The sequence below is a fragment of the Streptomyces scopuliridis RB72 genome, from assembly GCF_000718095.1.
GTDB classification, from domain to species: Bacteria; Actinomycetota; Actinomycetes; order Streptomycetales; family Streptomycetaceae; genus Streptomyces; species Streptomyces scopuliridis.
The window spans coordinates 20861-35826 of the sequence record NZ_JOEI01000015.1 but is presented as its reverse complement, the minus strand read 5'-3'; the positions used below and the strand labels follow the sequence as shown (position 1 = coordinate 35826).

Here is a 14966-nt window from a genome sequence, read left to right as displayed (position 1 = left end):
CACAAACGCGCTAGGCTAGTCCGCCCATCTGACCAATACGGTCGAGCTCAGCCGTCCACGGCTGGTCGACCATCAGCTCGTTGAACGCCTGAATTCCGAAGTACAGCAGCATGAATGCCATAAAAGGCGATGCCTCAGCTGGGTTTGGAGCCGAGCCGTATCGCGGAGCATCGAATAGGTGGATGACGTCTGACGCCGAGTCGTCGAAGAATGCTCGCGCGGCTGCGATGCCTGAGTGCGACAGCTGGGTCTCACTGATCCAGACCTCTTGGATACCGTTGCCGAGGCTACCGAGCAAATGGGCCGTTCCATTAAAGGTGTCCGTTGGCGAACTTGGGAGTGACGCCGTCGCAACGCTGTCCGCAGCTGCGGCGACCTCGTCGTCGTAGGTGAAAATTCCTCCCTCGTCCACGGCCTTCCGAAGCTTGCCGTGGGAGTACTGGAAGTGCTTGTTCATGGAGTCAGCCGCGGCCTCGCCGTCGCGAGCGAGCCATTGCAACTGGCTCATGTACTCGATCATCAGCCGCCGGTTGGGGGCGGCTTCGTGTCCGAGATTCGATCTATGCAGAAGCAGCACTGCACACGCTTGCCGATGCAGCGCGGCCACCAAGCCCCAGCCAATCATGAAGGGCCGACGTTCCAGCGGAGAGGGCGCGTGGTCACCGGCACCTCCGTCCTTCAGCAAGTTGGTCAACGCTTCAAGTCCTGCGAGAGCTTTATCATTTAGCTGACTTGAATCAGATGTCATGTCGATGTTTTCTCTTCGAACGGTTCGGCGTTTTCTCTATTTTGCGGCAGTGATAAAAAATCCACCGCGACACTCATTCACACCAGAAGCGCGCTTCCAGGTCGAGGAAGAATTGGCGTATAAACGCCAGGTTTTCGCGAGCCGCAAGTATCTCCTTCCCGCCGAAGCGGAAAACCTCGTAACCCTTGAGTCGTAGCGCACGGTCCTCTGCAACCATCTCTGAGTAGAGGTCGGCTGCGACCTCCCAGTTATCTGACCCCTTCGGCACTTCTCGCGCATAGTGGTGCTTGCCGTCCACCTCGATCACGATTCGCACTCCACCGGGCAGCAGCAGAAGGAAGTCCATGCGCTCCCGAGCGAGTCGGCGGGGCTTCTTGAGAAACTGCCGCTGGCGCTCGGTGAGCGGGTCGAAATGTACATAGACCTGAGGAAGAAGCGCGGGCTGCGACATTGCGTCCGGCTCAGCGTAGCGACTGACGAAGGCGTAGAAGAGGTAGCGCTCGGCCTCTGAGCCGAGGGACCTCTTCAGTCTTTCGTGCAGCGACAGGGCCACAGTGCGATCGTCAGCGTCCGCCATGTTGTTCTGCTCGCGCCACCAGTCGACGAGTTCGCCCCAGGTGAGTCCAGCGTCGGTCAGCGGGCGGTTGTAGACGAGGCAGGTGTCCGCGTGCTCGACGATCTCGATCGCACCGTCGATCATCTCGCTCATGATGATCTCGGGCTTGTAGCCAGTGGAAGCGAAAACGATGTTCTTCAGAGTGCCGTCGACACCGCGCAGGCCTTCCAATCGCTCGCTGGCAACCTCCAATTCGTCCAGCCGAGCCCGGATCGGATCGAATAGCTCTGCTAGGTAACCGCGGCGCTTCGCGTAGCCGCCTCCGCCGTCCATGCCTTTCTCGATCCAGTACCGGCGGAATCCCCCATGGCTACGAAAGGGCGGGTTGAAGTCGATGCCGTGCCTCCGCAGCACCGCCTTGAGGCAGCGGAGGAGTTCCTCGCTTCCTTCATCGTCGACGTTCTCACCGCCGCTGGTGCCGAAGGCTTCCAGTTCAGCGCAAACGAAGCGGACGATCGCCTGGGCGGCCTCCAGGTCCGGCACGTCTTCGAGCGGGCCGGACCTCAGTGCTGCAACGCGGTCGGTGTCCAGGACCTGCCGCACCCACGGTGTCCCGAGGAAGTCTCGCTGCACCGAGATCAGGAAGTCGCTCGCCTTCATGACGTCAGGCTACTGAAGACCTCTGACATTCCAAGGTCGCTCCACTGTGCCCTAGTTGGGCCAGGTCCTCGTACTTCGCAGGCCAGTTCGTCCTGATTTTCAGCAACGGGAGGACCGTGTAGCGTCGGCCTGCACGTTGCTGGGCTTGCTGGCACCGACGCCGACATCAGTTCCCGGCGGACAAGGTGATCGCAGAGATGACGTCCCACCTGTAGGTAGCGTTTTCTCGACGCAGTTCCACAAGGTCCGCGTGCGAGACGTGAACCGGGAGAGTCGGCCGGCCTCGGAGCTCGGCTACCTGGCTGATCACCGAATCTGCGGGGCGGGTCGTGTTGCTGTAGGCGATTCCAAGATGTGGACGGAAAGATTCGGTGGATCTTCCTCCAGCGGCTCCAGCCAACGTCCCCGCACGAGCGAGTATCGCGTGAAGGCTGATCAGTGGGTTCCACGGGGCAACGCTGTAGCGCAGGGCACCGCGTGACCCCGCCAGCGGGCCGACCTGCAGATCGAAGGCTTGGGGCGCCGTGTCCTGGGCCACTTGCACAACTCGGGCCAGGTCCCTTTCACCCATGGCGGCACTGTCGGCGACCTTGTTCAACGTGATGTGAAGGCCATCGGCAGGCACCAGGTCCAGCGCCGGGTTGGTAACGGCGTCCTGACAGGCGCGAGCATCGTTGATCAGCGCGCGCTCATTGGGGAAAGTGAGCATCCAGTAGTAGGCCCGGCCTCCGCTCCAACCGGGACGGTCCCAGTGGTTGGACATGTGCGATACGGCCTGGAAGGCCGCCCAGTCGTGTGCGGCAATCGCGTGGGGGTCGGCGAGGTCACGCGGAGGGTCGGACGGGAATGCCCGCCGGTCCCGACGCAGAACCGCGCTCATTCGTACCCCCTCGGCCGGACGGCGTTCGGGCCGTCTGCGTCGCTGTCCAAAGTCGCGCCCGCAGTGGGGTGCTGAGTCACGGAGCTTAACGGGCGGCGATAGCCGCCCGTCTCGTCGGTCCAGGTCGGGGCGGTCGCGTGAAGCTCGGCGGAACGGCGGAGATGAGCCGTGGGTGTTGCCCGCGCGGTTCACCGCACCGCTGCGATGCCAGGTGTCCACGGCGAGATGCCACGCGGGACGGTGCCGTCCTTGTCGATGATCGGGGCGAGGAACGCAGCGTAGTGGGAGAGCAGGGAGAGCCAGTTGTTGTCGGTGGTGCCTGTGGTTCCGTGCTGAATGCGTGCCCAGAATGCGCTGTCGCTTGTCCGCCAGAGTTGGTGGGTTCCCCGGGGCTGCTGGTCGCGGATGGGGTGCGGAGCGTACACATGCTCGCCTTGAGTCAAGGTGGTCCACGTGATGATGGACGCGGTCTGGCGTTTACGGTCGCTGAAGTCGGGGCGTCCACCCCGTCCGGTCGGGATGGGGATCCTGTCGGTGATCTCGTTCCAGGTCGCCGGGTCGATGCACCAGTAGCGCAGAGCATCGCGCCGACGACGGTAGTCGACCAGATCGTCTCGGCTGTCGAGTTCGTCGGCCAGCGCGTGGACGGCGAGTTCGAACTCCTGTGGGTCAGGCCGTGTCCGTGCCCAGTTGTGGACGGCCTTCGCATTGTCGGAGGCCCGGTGGGTGCCCGCGGGGTTGAGCGGCAGTCCCAGGAGCGTCCCGGCCTTGAAGAGCGAGCCACCGACTGCGATCTGACACAGGTGGAGCACAGCTGTTCGCCGGATGCTGGACGCCGGGATTCCGTTCATGTGAGCGAAGTACCTTTCGTACCAGCCGTCTTCGAGGAAATGGGGGATGTGCTGGGGGCCGAAGCGTGTTCGGCGGATGGGTCGTTTCAAAGCGCGGGGCCGTAGTTCCCGGGCGTAGGTCTGCAGCACGGGGGCGACGGCTTGCAGGAAACCTTGGGAACAGTCGGGTCTGGTGTCCAGGAAGTCCCTGCGCCATTCGCCGCTGCTTCGCCGGCGTGGGTCGTGCACTACCAGCAAGCGGACGTGCTCGCCCAGGTCACGGGGATTCTCCAGTCGAAGTAGCCGGTCGGCGGCGGCCAGAAGGGCCGCGCAGGGAGCGGAAGCCAGCGCGGGAGCATCGATGAGGCTCTGGGGCCGGTCGGCGAACGGCTGCTCTTCGCGCGGGGCTGCTTGGTCAGCGTCGAGTGCTTCGGCAAGCCCCGGGTCGGGGAGGATGTCGCGGGCACGAGGCCAGCTGGCCTTGATCAGCTGGCAAAGGACACGGAGGTCAGTGAAGTAGTTGCCGACTGCGGCCTCGCTGCCGAGCACTTCGGTGGTCGTCGGGCCAGCAGCCGACAGCAGGTCGAGCATGTGCCGTTGGAAAGCCATGATCTGTTCACTGGGGGCGGGCGCGGAGGCAGTACAGCGGTCGAGTCGGCCCTGGCAGCCGATTTCGGGGCCGTGCCCGGCGGGCCCCGTGGCCGACAGTGGGGACCGGCACTGGGCGGGGTGCAGCCCTGTGTCGCGCCAGCGGGGCAGCGCCCGGTAGGTGGTCCTGGTGACGGTACATAGCGCTGGTCGGCCGCAGTCCGGACACCGGTGTTCGAGGAACCGGTTGTGGGTGGGACAGGCGAAGACCGGCGGCAGCCTCCAGAGCCGGCGCCAGGCACCTCCGAATTCCTGCTCGATCGGCGTGTCCCCGCCGGCCAGGCAGTCAGGGCAAAAACGTGTCGTGTGGAGGAAGATCCAACGGTTGTGACGGCTCGATAGCTTCTGACGGTATGAGGAGGGAATGTTGGAGGCTGGCGGGTAGCGGAGCCCGAGAGGGCTCAGGAGCATGCCCGTGACCTCGTCTTCAGTGGTCTTGACCGTTCGCGCGAACCTTGTCCGTACGTCCTCTGGCATGTGAATGATGTGCGATACCGAACCGTTCGCACTCGCTGAGCGGGTCAGCCCTGTGGCATGTGCGAGGTCGGCCGGCGACGCTTCGAGCCGGTAGGAGAGCCTCATCAGGAAGCCGGGGAGCGATTCGTCGGGCAGCGGTGGAAGGCTGCGTGGCAGAGGCCTGATTGGGATCATCGCGTCTCCTGGTCACGCGACGGAGGAACTGGTGGCCGGGATTCCTTTGTCGTCGAAGGTCGTGTTTCTCGGCCTGGAGCCCGCCTTGGGCTCGGTCCGCGCCGGCTGGGGCGGAACGGTCCCCTCTTCACCGGCCTCCGCGTCGCGTTTTGGGTCGCGGACGCGGATGACGACCTCGTCCAGGAGGTCCTCGGTGAGTTCCTCCGCCTCGTTGTCCATCGCGAGTGCGGCGCCGTCCGCGATGAGCCGTTCGATGTAGCCGACCACTCCGCTGGTCCGCCGGAAGATGTACTCGGGCATCGTGCCGCTGGTGAGCATGTGCGGGCGGGCCTTCAGTAGACGCAGTTGGTCTTCCAGTCCGGCGAGGTGGGTGAGGAAGTCCGCGATCTCCTCGGGTGCCCCGTAGCGGAAGGGCTCGAGGTCGACCAGGTCGAAGCGGCGTTCTGTCTGGGTTGCCGCCTCATCGGCCCAGGTCAGTTCCGGTGTGGGAGGAGGGAAGTGCCACTGTTTGGTCTTGGGATCCTGCCGTCCCTCGCGTAAGAGTCCGGACAAGGGGATTCCGACACCGATCAGAACGAGGGTCACGTGCATGCTCATCAGGGCTCGCAGGAGGTCAAGGGTGTCCTGGTCGTCGATCCGGTGCAGCTTCAGCCGGGTGATGTCGTCCAGGATGAGTACGCGCGTTCGGTGGTCCCGGAGTGAGGTACGGACCCGCCGGACCAGTCGCGTGAGAGTGGGGTTCCTGCTGACCTCGTCGCCGAAGAATTCCAGGATCGCCTCGCAGGTCGACTTCGGCGTGGCTTTGACGGGCGTCTGTACGTAAGCGACTGTGCAGCGGATGTCCCGGGTTCCGGGCAGGGGTTCCGGGTCGAAGCGCTGACTCAGACTCAGCCAAAGGTCCTCGAAGGCTGCGGCTGCTTCGGCGGCGGTCTCGGTCTTCCCCTGGTTTCCGCCTCCGTTGACCATGATGCCGGGGCGGGTGGTAGGCCGTGCGTTGAGGGAGTTGGCCAGCATGCGTGAGTGCATCAGGCGCGAGACCGCCAGGCTCATCGGTGTGTCCTGCATCGGCAGGTTCGCGTGGGTCGCGCGGCGGTGAAGGTCGTTGAGACTCCGGCCGAGCGGGCTCCATGTGCGGTAGGTCTTCAGGTCCACCACCGGGGCGGGGAGGAAGTCGTTCCTGGTCAGCCGCCAGGTCGACCAGCCCTCGGCGGTCTCTCGCTCTGGTGGGTCACCGGGCAGCACGAACCGGGCCGTTCCGGGGTGGCGTCAGAGTGCTTGGCATCCATCACTTTTCCTCCGCTGTGGCGGGGACGGGGGCAGCGGCATGCGATATACCTTCGTCAGCCGGCAGGAGAGCGCGTGCCCGCTGGCGGGCTGCATCGCCCAGGCGCGGTGCCGGGGCCGGTGCCACCGGCACGGCCTCCTCGCGCCGCTGACGTCGTTCGTCGTCAATGGCCTTGTCGGCCTCCCGCAACCGGTCGGTCCACCGCGCGGGCGGCGGGGGGACCGCGAGGGCCGGCCGGTCGAGAGCGGCAGCCCGGCCCTGCGCGATCTCGCGGGAGCGCTCCGTGCGCTGGGCCTTCGTCATCCGGCTGGGCCACTGGTCGACAGGCGTGTGAGCAGCGATCAGGTCCAGGAGCAGGGGAAGCAGTTCGCGGTCGGACTGCGGCTTCAGCCCTGCCTGCTTTGCGGCAGTGAGGAGTTCACGTACGCGCGCGCCGTTGAAAGAGGGGACTTCCCCCTCGGGCGGCAGCCCCGTCCAGCGCAGGGTGTGCCAGGCGTGGGTGCGCGGGTCCTGGAAAAAGACCGCACGGGCGTCTCGGGGATCACGGTGCACATGCCAACGGTCCTTGCGTCGCCCGCCCTGGCCGGATGGCTGGTCCCGGTAGGCGTCCAAGGCATCGCCGTCGTACCAAAGTCCGCCGATCTTCACTCCGCGCTTGCCGTGAATGGCAACGACATGCCTCGGAAGGGCGCGGTAGTACAGATTCGGCGAGGGAATCTCCAACGCCCAGCCGCCTTGCGCCATCGCCGCGGCGAACAGCGTGTTGGGGCTGTGGTCGCCCACCGGATCCCAGCACGGCGCGTGCTCGCCCAAGCGCCTGTTCTGCCAGATCCGGACGATCCAGGTGGCCAGCAGGTGTTCCATCTGATCCACCGTCAAGGTGGCATCGGCTTCGGGATCGGCCCCCCGGTCGGCAACGTCCACCCCGGTGTAACCGGGCAGATATTCGAACAGTAGAGATCGAACTGCTCCAAACGCCCTCTCGCAGGCAGCCTTGTCGGTAGGCCTCAGGACACGCGCCGGCAAGATCCGCACCTGAAGCGCCTGCTGGACATCGACCAGGTGATGGTTGCGGTAGACGCTGCCGTGATCGGTGGTCACAGTCTCCGGGGCGAAGAAGGGCAGCGCGGCAACCTTGTGACCGGCGAACTCGGCAACCAGCGCGGCCGGGACTCCTGGGTAGGGCCATTCCATGTCCTGGTCCCAGTCCGGACGCATCGGCAGCGGCGACATCACGTCCCGCAGCATCATCGCAATGTCCGTGGAGGTATCCGAAACGAGCGTGAGCCGGAAGGCGACGAGCGAGTGGGTGTAGACGTCCATCGCCAGGCTGAGATGGACCGCGACCGGGTCATCGAACACCGACTCGCGGACCATCACCGGCAGGATGGTGGTGTCCAGGGCGACGACCTGGCCCGGCCTCTGGATCACCACGTGTTCACCACTGGTCTCCAACTCGGCGGAACGGGCGTACTTCTGCCGGGCCCGCCCGCTGCCGAACCATTCCCGCCAGACCACCCGCAGAGTCCCGTAGCTGGGAATTTTCTCGACAGCCTCCTCACCGAACTTCTCGCGGACGTACTGGTGGATCAGGCCGACCCGCACCCGCATGTTGACCTTCGAACGGTGCAGGGTGTCCGCGCGGACCGCGAGGATGGCCTCGCGGACCGGTTCGGTCACGCTGGGATGCCCCCGGGTGGCCGGCGTCCAGCGGTTGTCCGCGCACCCCATTTCGAGATCGGCCCGGCGCCTGGCCTCCCACCGGATGAGGGTGCGGTAGCTGACCTGGTCCAGGGCCAGCGCCTGTGCGTGGGCCGGGTCCAGGGCCTTTAACTCGGCTTCCTTCGTCCGGCGGCGCTGGGTGACCGTGGTGCGGTCCGGATCGTATTGCGGCCGAGGCTCCCCCGGGGCGGCCCGCAGCGGGTCCCCGCTGCGGTAGCCGGTCTCGATCTCCAGGAGATGCGCCCGACGGATGCGCATCAACTTGAGGCGTTCGGGCTCCAGGTCACTCGTGGTTTTCGGCTGGCGGCCCCGTCCTGATGCGGACGCGCCCGCCGTGCGGGTCGAGCGTCGGCAGTCCGGGTGGTTTGCGAGCATACGGAAGGTGGTCGGCACCCGTTTGCCGGTCTGCGAGGTAAGTACCACCCGGCCGTACTGCGGCTCGAGGTACTCCACACGCCACTCGGTCCCGTCGATCACGAGCAACTCGCCGGCAGCCAACTCTAGGAACGCGGTGGCGCTCACGCCGAGGCTCCTCTCACAGTTGCGGCCCACACCACAGTTCGGTCCTCCAACGGCTCAGACAGGTCAATGCCCAGTTGGCGATGCCAGAGCAGGTGCAGCAGCACGGCCCGGGCAACGGCTTCGATACCGCTGCCGACCGCCAACTCCCGGAAGGTGAACGGACTACCTGGAGCCTGAGAGGCCTTGAGGAGCGTTGCCTTCAAGCCCAGCGGATCCGTCATCGCTCGCCGTCGTGAGTAGAGCGAGTCCAAATTCGTGGCCACGTGCGGGCGCCACCCGGTCACGACCGTGTACCGCCAGCCCACTGCGAGTGCGGCTTCCTGCGACGCGGCGAAGCGCATCAAGTCGTCCTGGTCCATCCGCCCAGCCGGGCGGACATCGATCAGCCAGCGGCCACCTCTGGTCACCGCAAGAAAGTCCGGCGTGTGCTCGCGCCACCGGCCCTCCGCCCGGAACCGCAGCAGGAACGGCTGGGGCAAGAGCTCCAACAGACCACCGGCGAAGTCCAGTGCCACCAGGAACCGGTCCTCCTCCAGCGACTCGAATGCGTGCAGCCGCCCCGTACCGATCAAGGACTCCAGACCGGGTCGATGCCGCTGCTTGGTCCGCCAGCCGAACGGCCTCCACGGCCGACACCCCGCCAAAGGCAGCGCGCCCAGGCCAGCGACCGACCGGACAACCTCCGCCTTGCCGAACCGCCACGATGTCGTCCACCGCTCCGACCACCCCCGCTCCAGGTCGAGGACCGACCGGCGCGTACCGAAGGCATCGCACGGTACGGCGAGTTCGTCCCAACTGCACGCATGCGACCAGAGTGGGCTGGCGATCACGCCGTCGACGGCGCGCGGCGCCGAGAACGTCGACTGGGCAGAGCTATAAATCGATTCCATATCGACAGGGAACAGGCGTTACCACTCTCCGTGGTCGAATCATTCGATTTCGGTGACAACAAGACTGACGGTGCGCTACCGTGCCACCCCCCGCTGAAACGCGGTGTCAACCACGGCTGAAATCTCAGGCCCTCACCCCAGCTCGGCCTCGCCGATCAGTGTCAACCTGTGTTGAAAGTCTCAGCTCCGGTGACCTGTGTCAGTGGGTGTTGATCGATTGCCAGCGAAGGCCGATCGATTGACTTCTGTGCCATTTAGGGATGACTGTCTGTGGGGTTTGTGACAGTGGAGGATGACCGCAGACGGCGACGATCACTCTGCTCGACGGGTCTGTAGTGTGCGGCGATGACAAGAAGCGAGCGGCTCGCGGAGCAGTTGGATTGGTGCTGGCGCAAGAACCTGCGGCCACGGCTGGACGGTCTTACTGACGAGGAGTACTTCTGGGAGCCGGTGCGCGGCTGCTGGAGCATCCGCCCACGTGGCACGTCGGCCGCACCGATGTTGGAAGGCTCGGGGGAATGGACGATGGACTCCGCGTCCCCTGCCCCGGCGCCGGCACCGGTGACCACGATTGCCTGGCGGCTGGCGCACATCATCGTCTCGTGCCTGGGCTATCGGGTCGGATGGTACTTCGGCGGCCAGGACGTCGACTCCCAGACATTCGCCTACGCGGGGACCGCTGACGAGGCGCTGAAACAGCTCGATGAGATGTATGGGAGATGGAACGCGGGGGTCCGCGAGCTCTCGGACGCTGACCTGGACAATCCGCCCACGGTGGGTCCCGAGCGGTTTCCCATGGAGAACAGGGTCCTGCACGTCAACAGGGAGCTGATCCATCATGGCGCCGAGATCTCCCTGCTGCGCGACCTCTACCGCTGGCAGGACGGAGCCGGACCGCACCGAATATGACTTTCGGTAACCGGCGATCGAGCTTCGGAGACTTACGTGGAGTCCGTGACGCTCCATGGCTGCTGCCGCCGATAGGCCTCACGATCTTTAACCGCCGTTCTGCCTTCCCTACGTTCTCCTTCGGGACAGGACAGCGTCATCTTCCGTCGCCGATATGCCTTCTGGCGACAGCGCTGAGAGCATGTCCGGCGCTGTGACCTACGACTTCCTTCTGGCATAGGGCCTGAACAGACTGGGCAGCGCGGTGATTCAAGGGATTCGTTGCAGGTCGGGGCGAGGGCGTCAGCCCTCACCCCGACCGATTTGGGTGGAGCCGCAGGTCCCGGCAACGGGACGGGGCATGGGGTTGTCGCCGCACGTTGCTCTCCGGATGACCGGTAGGCCCGCTGACGGCATCTGGCTGAACACGTGCGCCGTCGTGACTGTCCGTGCCCGGGAGGCAGCGGGTGCCCGCAGACTTCGCATGTCCCCGGGGGTGTCGGTGTTGGGCTGTTCCAGGCGTGAGCGAACCGACTCTGCCAGCGGGGAGATGGAGCCACCGTGCGCCATCCCAGGGTTGTTGATCATGCGCGCCGTCGTGGTCATGTGCAGCTGCGCGCTGGCCTTACCCATGTCCAGCATGTCAATTCCGAGCAGTCGCGAAGCACGGTCCTCGTCGCACACACTGCCCCCTGCAGCTATGACGAGCAGCCCTCCCTTCGTGCAAACCGAACATTCGGTTAGCACGTGGAAAGGTGAAGCAACCAATGGCCGATGCTGCTTGTCAGCGCGTCCGCAGGCAGGGTTCGAGGATCAGGCGAGGCGGCGGCAAGAGCCGGGGGACTGCTTAACGCTCCGGACGTGATCGTGGAACGGATCGGCCCTCTCGCATGCGCAGGATCAAGGCGACCGCGTCCTCCGGGCGGGTTCCGGGAGTCAGAACTTCCTGCAAGAGGAGGCCGCGAATCGCGGCAATGGTGACGGTGGCCACATCCCGCGCTTCCTTGGTGTCGAGCCCTTCGCGTTCCGCGAGTGAGGACAGCATCACGGTCAGGTCGCCGATCGACTCTACGAACTCACGGAAGTCCTCGGGGCCGTACGCGGCCAGTCCGACGACGTAGAAGAAGCCGCGGGCACGCGACAGCTGTTCTGGCCGGGTGTAAGTACGCCAGATCGCCACAACGAAATCGTCGAAGGTGCCCTGCTGGGCGGCCTCCAAAAGTGCCTCGTTGTCACGGGATCGCTGCGCCTTGAGCATGGCGGCCAAGACGCCCGAGAGTGACCCGAAGTGGTATCGCAACAGGGCGTGGCTGGTCTCGATCCGGGCGGCGATCTCACGGAGCGACATCTCCGGCGGGGGAAGGGCCTCGCCGAAGGCGTCGAGAAGCCGTGCCAGGAGTCGCTCGCGCGCGCTGCCCTTGCGTTCCGAGGTTGACAGGATCACTCCCACAGTTTATCCATTGGAAAAGAAGGGTTGGCGGTTCCGTGTTGCTTCGCACATGGTCGCAGTCAGCTCGCAACGGCGGAGGATCGACGATGGGACCTGCTCATGTAGTCGGCGCGGCGGTCATCGACGGATCGGGGCGCGATCCCAGCAACCTCGACATCACTATCGAGAACGGCCGCATCACCCAACTCGGTGCCTCCAGCGCGCACGGCGAGCGTCTCGATGCCGAGGGATTGACGATGACGCCCGGCCTGATCGACGCTCACGTCCACCTGGGCCTGTCGAGCCCGATCCAGCCGCACTTCTCGTTTCAGATAAGCGCCGCCGAGATCGCGGCGGACATCTTCGCCACGGCCGGCGCGACGCTCGACGCCGGCTTCACCACCGTTCGCGACACCGGCGGGATCGACGGCGGTGTCGTCACCGCGATCGCGAAGGGCAAGGTCAGAGGGCCGCGCGTCCTGTCGTGCGGACCTGTTCAGTGCCAGATCGGCGGGCACGGCTACTACGGAGCCGAATGGGAACCCACCGAGCTGTGGAGCAGCCACCACCTCGCGGGCCTGTGCGCCCTCTCGGAAGACCCAGAACTGTTCTCCGACCCCACCAACGCCGTCCTCGTAATCCAGGCTGGCCAAATCGTAAAGGACCTCAGATGAGCACCATGTGGCAGGGCTGCCTCGCCCACACCGACTACTTCGAGATGCGCTCCAGCGGTGGGCACGACTACGGCGTCTGGGTCACCACGCCACCGCGCTACGACCCTGCCGCGGCGCAAGCGCCTGTCGTGTACGTGCTCGACGGCAACTGGGCCGTGGGCATGACCGCCCCACTCATCGTCACGCAGTTGGACCCCATGCAGTCGATTCAGCCCTACGTCCAAGTCAGCGTGGGTTACGCAGGCGAGGAAGCAGAGCACTGGGAGCGGTTGCGCAACCGCGACCTCGTGCCCCCCGGCGAACCCATCGCGAAGGAGTACATCGATGCGGTGGAGATGGGGGTCGAAGCGGGCACAATGACTCGCGAGCAAGCCGACGCCTACCTCGCTGAGTTGAGCGACAGCCGCGGGGATATGTTCCTGAACTTCCTTACCGACGACCTACACCCGCGGATCGAACGCGACTACGGCACAGCCCCGAGCGGTCACGGCCTCTTCGGCTATTCCTACGGCGGGCTCTTCAGTCTCTACGCCTGGCTCACCAAAAGCACCTTCTTCGAGAGCATCGGTGCGGGCAGCCCCGGCATTGTCAATGCAGACAGTCAGGTCTTCGCTCGTCTTCAAGCAATGGGTGACACCCTGCCTGCTACCAAGCTTCACGTGACCTTCAACGACCGAGAGATGCTCGGAGACATGGCGGTCTACCAGAATCTCGCGAAGAACGCGGCCACGTTCCTTCACCGCCTCACCTCACGCAGCGGATCCGTCACCAGCGCACTCATGCACGAAACGCACGTGACTGGGCTGCAGGCATCGTTCCTCAGCTACCTCAGGACCTGCCGTGCCCAGTAAGCATGGACGCCGCGGCTCTGCCTGACCGCCGCGCTGGGCGGCGGCGCTCCTGGCCAGTGCCGCCGCCCCGAGTGCCTGGCACCACTCGCCGCACCCGACCGGTACGCGTTTCGAGCCCGAGCCGGTCGCGCCGGGAAGCGCGCCACCCAGAGGGAGGAACGGAACGGAGCAAGAGGCGCCCCAAGACTTCCATCGGTCTTTCGTGCATATCGTCCATGAACCGGCTGCCCGGCGGCGTGGTGCCATCTATGTTGCATTCGTATTTGAGTCAACTTCTCTGGAGGTGTGCGGGTGGCCGAGCGGGACTTCGTCAGCACGACGCCCCCTGCCGTGGGTATCGCCGAAGTACTCAGGCGACGGCTGCCCGCTGGCCGGGTGGTGACTGATCCGGACATCGTCGCCGGTCTCTCCCACGACCAGGCGGTGTGGGCGCCTGTTGGCCGAGCGGTGGCCGTCGTGCGCGCCAAGAGCACCGACGAGGTCCGGACCGTGGTTCGTGCGTGCCTGGAGCAAGGAGTCCCGTTGGTTGCAGTCAACGATGCGGGCGCCGCCGTCGGACAGCCGGACGAAGTAGGAGCGTGCCGACGCCTGCGTGTGCCGTCGTGCCAGTGCAGCCAGAACGGCTGTGAGGCGATCGCGACCACGTGCGGATCACGGTCCAGCAGGATCAGCCGGTCCCGCTCCAGCCACGACTCGTAGCCCACGTGATCCCGCATCGTCGACGAGTAGTACCAGCCCGCGAACCCGTGACCGTCCTTGCGCCAGCTGAACTCTCGCACCGGGTCCACAGCCTCAAACGGCGTATCCCAGCTGGACCCCAGCGACCGGCGCACGAGCGTGCCGTTGACGGAAAAGGCCAGGTCAAAAGCCTCAAGGGCAGCCTCTTCGAACACACCGACAGGTGCCCCCACCACGTCCCCCGCGTACCTGTACACCGAATGATCAACCTGCGGTGGCACAAACTAGCGCTGATCATCCTTCAGTGGCAATCGATCAGCGATCACTGGCACAGGTCACCGGCCACGGCTCCTCATGTGGGCCCGAGTAGGGTCATCCAGTCGTGTCATACGAGTAGTGGGGGCCGGTTCGTGAACCTGGGCGTTATCGGGCAGGCGGCCGGGTTGTTCGCCGTCACCAACATCGACGACATCCTGATCTTGGCGCTGTTCTTCGCGCAGGGCGCCGGACACCGCGGCTCCACCCGCAAGATCGTGCTCGGTCAGTACCTCGGTTTCGCGGCGATCCTTGCTGTGGCCGTGGCCGCCGCGTTCGGCGCCACGTTCCTGCCCGAATCGGCCATCCCCTACCTCGGTCTGCTCCCGCTCGCCCTCGGCCTCAAAGCCGCCTGGCAGACGTGGAAGAACCACCGCGACGGCGGGGAGAACGACGAAGCCGGGGCCAGGGAGGGCGGGCCGAACATCCTGGAGGTCGCCGCGGTGACCTTCGCCAACGGCGGGGACAACATCGGCGTCTACGTCCCCGTGTTCGCCACCGCCGGCGTCGGCGGGATGAGCGTCTACGCCGTGGTCTTCCTCGTCCTGGTCGCTGTCTGGTGCTTCGCGGGCAAGTTCTTCGCCACGCGCCCGGTCATCGCCAAGGCCCTCGCCCGCTGGGGCCACATCCTGCTGCCCGTGGTCCTGATCGCCATCGGCCTGCTCATCCTCATCGAAGGCGGCGCCTTCGGACTCTGAGCCGACACCGGCCCGAATGGCGCCTTGGCCTGCGGCTTTCC

General features: G+C 65.5%; 13 protein-coding genes and 1 pseudogene. 4 read left to right on the top strand and 10 right to left on the bottom strand.

The annotated features are described in order from the left end of the window. Positions 1–10: 10 nt before the first annotated feature. From IF11_RS0120165 to IF11_RS0120135, 8 genes and pseudogenes are all read right to left on the bottom strand, one after another. Positions 11–694 carry a hypothetical protein gene (locus tag IF11_RS0120165; RefSeq protein WP_133243343.1) on the bottom strand — a complete coding sequence of 228 codons (684 nt, stop codon included), beginning with the start codon at positions 692–694 and terminating at the stop codon, positions 11–13. Positions 695–821: 127 nt separating this feature from the next. After that, positions 822–1964 carry a hypothetical protein gene (locus IF11_RS0120160; protein ID WP_030353052.1) on the bottom strand — a complete coding sequence of 381 codons (1143 nt, stop codon included), beginning with the start codon at positions 1962–1964 and terminating at the stop codon, positions 822–824. Positions 1965–2130: 166 nt separating this feature from the next. Then, positions 2131–2844, bottom strand: coding sequence for a 2'-5' RNA ligase family protein (locus IF11_RS0120155; protein ID WP_030353051.1), 714 nt, complete (start codon positions 2842–2844; stop codon positions 2131–2133). Positions 2845–3032: 188 nt separating this feature from the next. Further along, positions 3033–4265, bottom strand: a complete 1233-nt coding sequence (locus IF11_RS42155; RefSeq protein ID WP_240627963.1) for a hypothetical protein — start codon at positions 4263–4265, stop codon at positions 3033–3035. Positions 4266–4511: 246 nt separating this feature from the next. Beyond that, positions 4512–4973, bottom strand: a pseudogene (locus IF11_RS43230) (TniQ family protein); the annotation flags it as partial. Positions 4974–4985: 12 nt separating this feature from the next. Next, positions 4986–6215, bottom strand: a complete 1230-nt coding sequence (locus IF11_RS0120145; RefSeq protein ID WP_030353049.1) for an ATP-binding protein — start codon at positions 6213–6215, stop codon at positions 4986–4988. Positions 6216–6258: 43 nt separating this feature from the next. Beyond that, positions 6259–8502 carry a DDE-type integrase/transposase/recombinase gene (locus tag IF11_RS0120140; protein ID WP_051746076.1) on the bottom strand — a complete coding sequence of 748 codons (2244 nt, stop codon included), beginning with the start codon at positions 8500–8502 and terminating at the stop codon, positions 6259–6261. Then, entirely contained in the window at positions 8499–9392 is an 894-nt protein-coding gene (locus tag IF11_RS0120135; RefSeq protein WP_078490796.1) for a TnsA-like heteromeric transposase endonuclease subunit, read from the bottom strand. The genes IF11_RS0120140 and IF11_RS0120135 overlap by 4 nt, the downstream gene beginning before the upstream one ends. 345 nt (positions 9393–9737) lie before the next feature. On the opposite strand from IF11_RS0120135, the gene IF11_RS0120130 reads away from it, so the two are divergent. Further along, positions 9738–10301, top strand: a complete 564-nt coding sequence (locus tag IF11_RS0120130; RefSeq protein WP_030353046.1) for a DinB family protein — start codon at positions 9738–9740, stop codon at positions 10299–10301. An 826-nt stretch (positions 10302–11127) separates the two neighbouring features. Here IF11_RS0120130 and IF11_RS0120120 read toward each other — a convergent pair. Beyond that, on the bottom strand, positions 11128–11724 hold the full coding sequence (locus IF11_RS0120120) for a TetR/AcrR family transcriptional regulator (protein ID WP_030353044.1): 597 nt from the start codon (positions 11722–11724) through the stop codon (positions 11128–11130). A gap of 92 nt (positions 11725–11816) precedes the next feature. Here IF11_RS0120120 and IF11_RS0120115 point away from each other — a divergent pair, with 92 nt between their 5' ends. Together IF11_RS0120115 and IF11_RS0120110 are read left to right on the top strand one after the other, a co-directional pair. Next, complete coding sequence (locus IF11_RS0120115) at positions 11817–12383, top strand: amidohydrolase family protein (protein WP_030353043.1); 567 nt, start codon at positions 11817–11819, stop codon at positions 12381–12383. After that, positions 12380–13234, top strand: coding sequence for an alpha/beta hydrolase (locus IF11_RS0120110; protein WP_030353042.1), 855 nt, complete (start codon positions 12380–12382; stop codon positions 13232–13234). Before IF11_RS0120115 ends, IF11_RS0120110 begins: the two co-directional genes overlap by 4 nt. Here the strand turns inward: IF11_RS0120110 and IF11_RS43225 are convergent. Further along, a complete protein-coding gene (locus tag IF11_RS43225; RefSeq protein WP_425315196.1) occupies positions 13207–14013 on the bottom strand; it encodes a hypothetical protein in 807 nt (268 codons plus the stop codon). The genes IF11_RS0120110 and IF11_RS43225 overlap by 28 nt on opposite strands. A gap of 309 nt (positions 14014–14322) precedes the next feature. Between IF11_RS43225 and IF11_RS0120105 the strand changes: the two genes are divergently transcribed. Further along, positions 14323–14925 (top strand): cadmium resistance transporter, encoded by a 603-nt coding sequence (locus IF11_RS0120105; protein ID WP_030353041.1) that lies wholly within the window; start codon positions 14323–14325, stop codon positions 14923–14925. The last annotated feature ends 41 nt before the right edge of the window (positions 14926–14966 follow it).

Excerpts from the sequence above, each read along its gene's own strand:
- IF11_RS42155 (WP_240627963.1), bottom strand. The coding sequence starts at position 4,265 with ATGCTCGACCTGCTGTCGGCTGCTGGCCCGACGACCACCGAAGTGCTC.
- IF11_RS0120135 (WP_078490796.1), bottom strand. The coding sequence starts at position 9,392 with ATGGAATCGATTTATAGCTCTGCCCAGTCGACGTTCTCGGCGCCGCGC.
- IF11_RS0120115 (WP_030353043.1), top strand. The coding sequence starts at position 11,817 with ATGGGACCTGCTCATGTAGTCGGCGCGGCGGTCATCGACGGATCGGGG.
- IF11_RS0120160 (WP_030353052.1), bottom strand. The coding sequence starts at position 1,964 with ATGAAGGCGAGCGACTTCCTGATCTCGGTGCAGCGAGACTTCCTCGGG.
- IF11_RS0120130 (WP_030353046.1), top strand. The coding sequence starts at position 9,738 with ATGACAAGAAGCGAGCGGCTCGCGGAGCAGTTGGATTGGTGCTGGCGC.
- IF11_RS0120155 (WP_030353051.1), bottom strand. The coding sequence starts at position 2,844 with ATGAGCGCGGTTCTGCGTCGGGACCGGCGGGCATTCCCGTCCGACCCT.
- IF11_RS0120110 (WP_030353042.1), top strand. The coding sequence starts at position 12,380 with ATGAGCACCATGTGGCAGGGCTGCCTCGCCCACACCGACTACTTCGAG.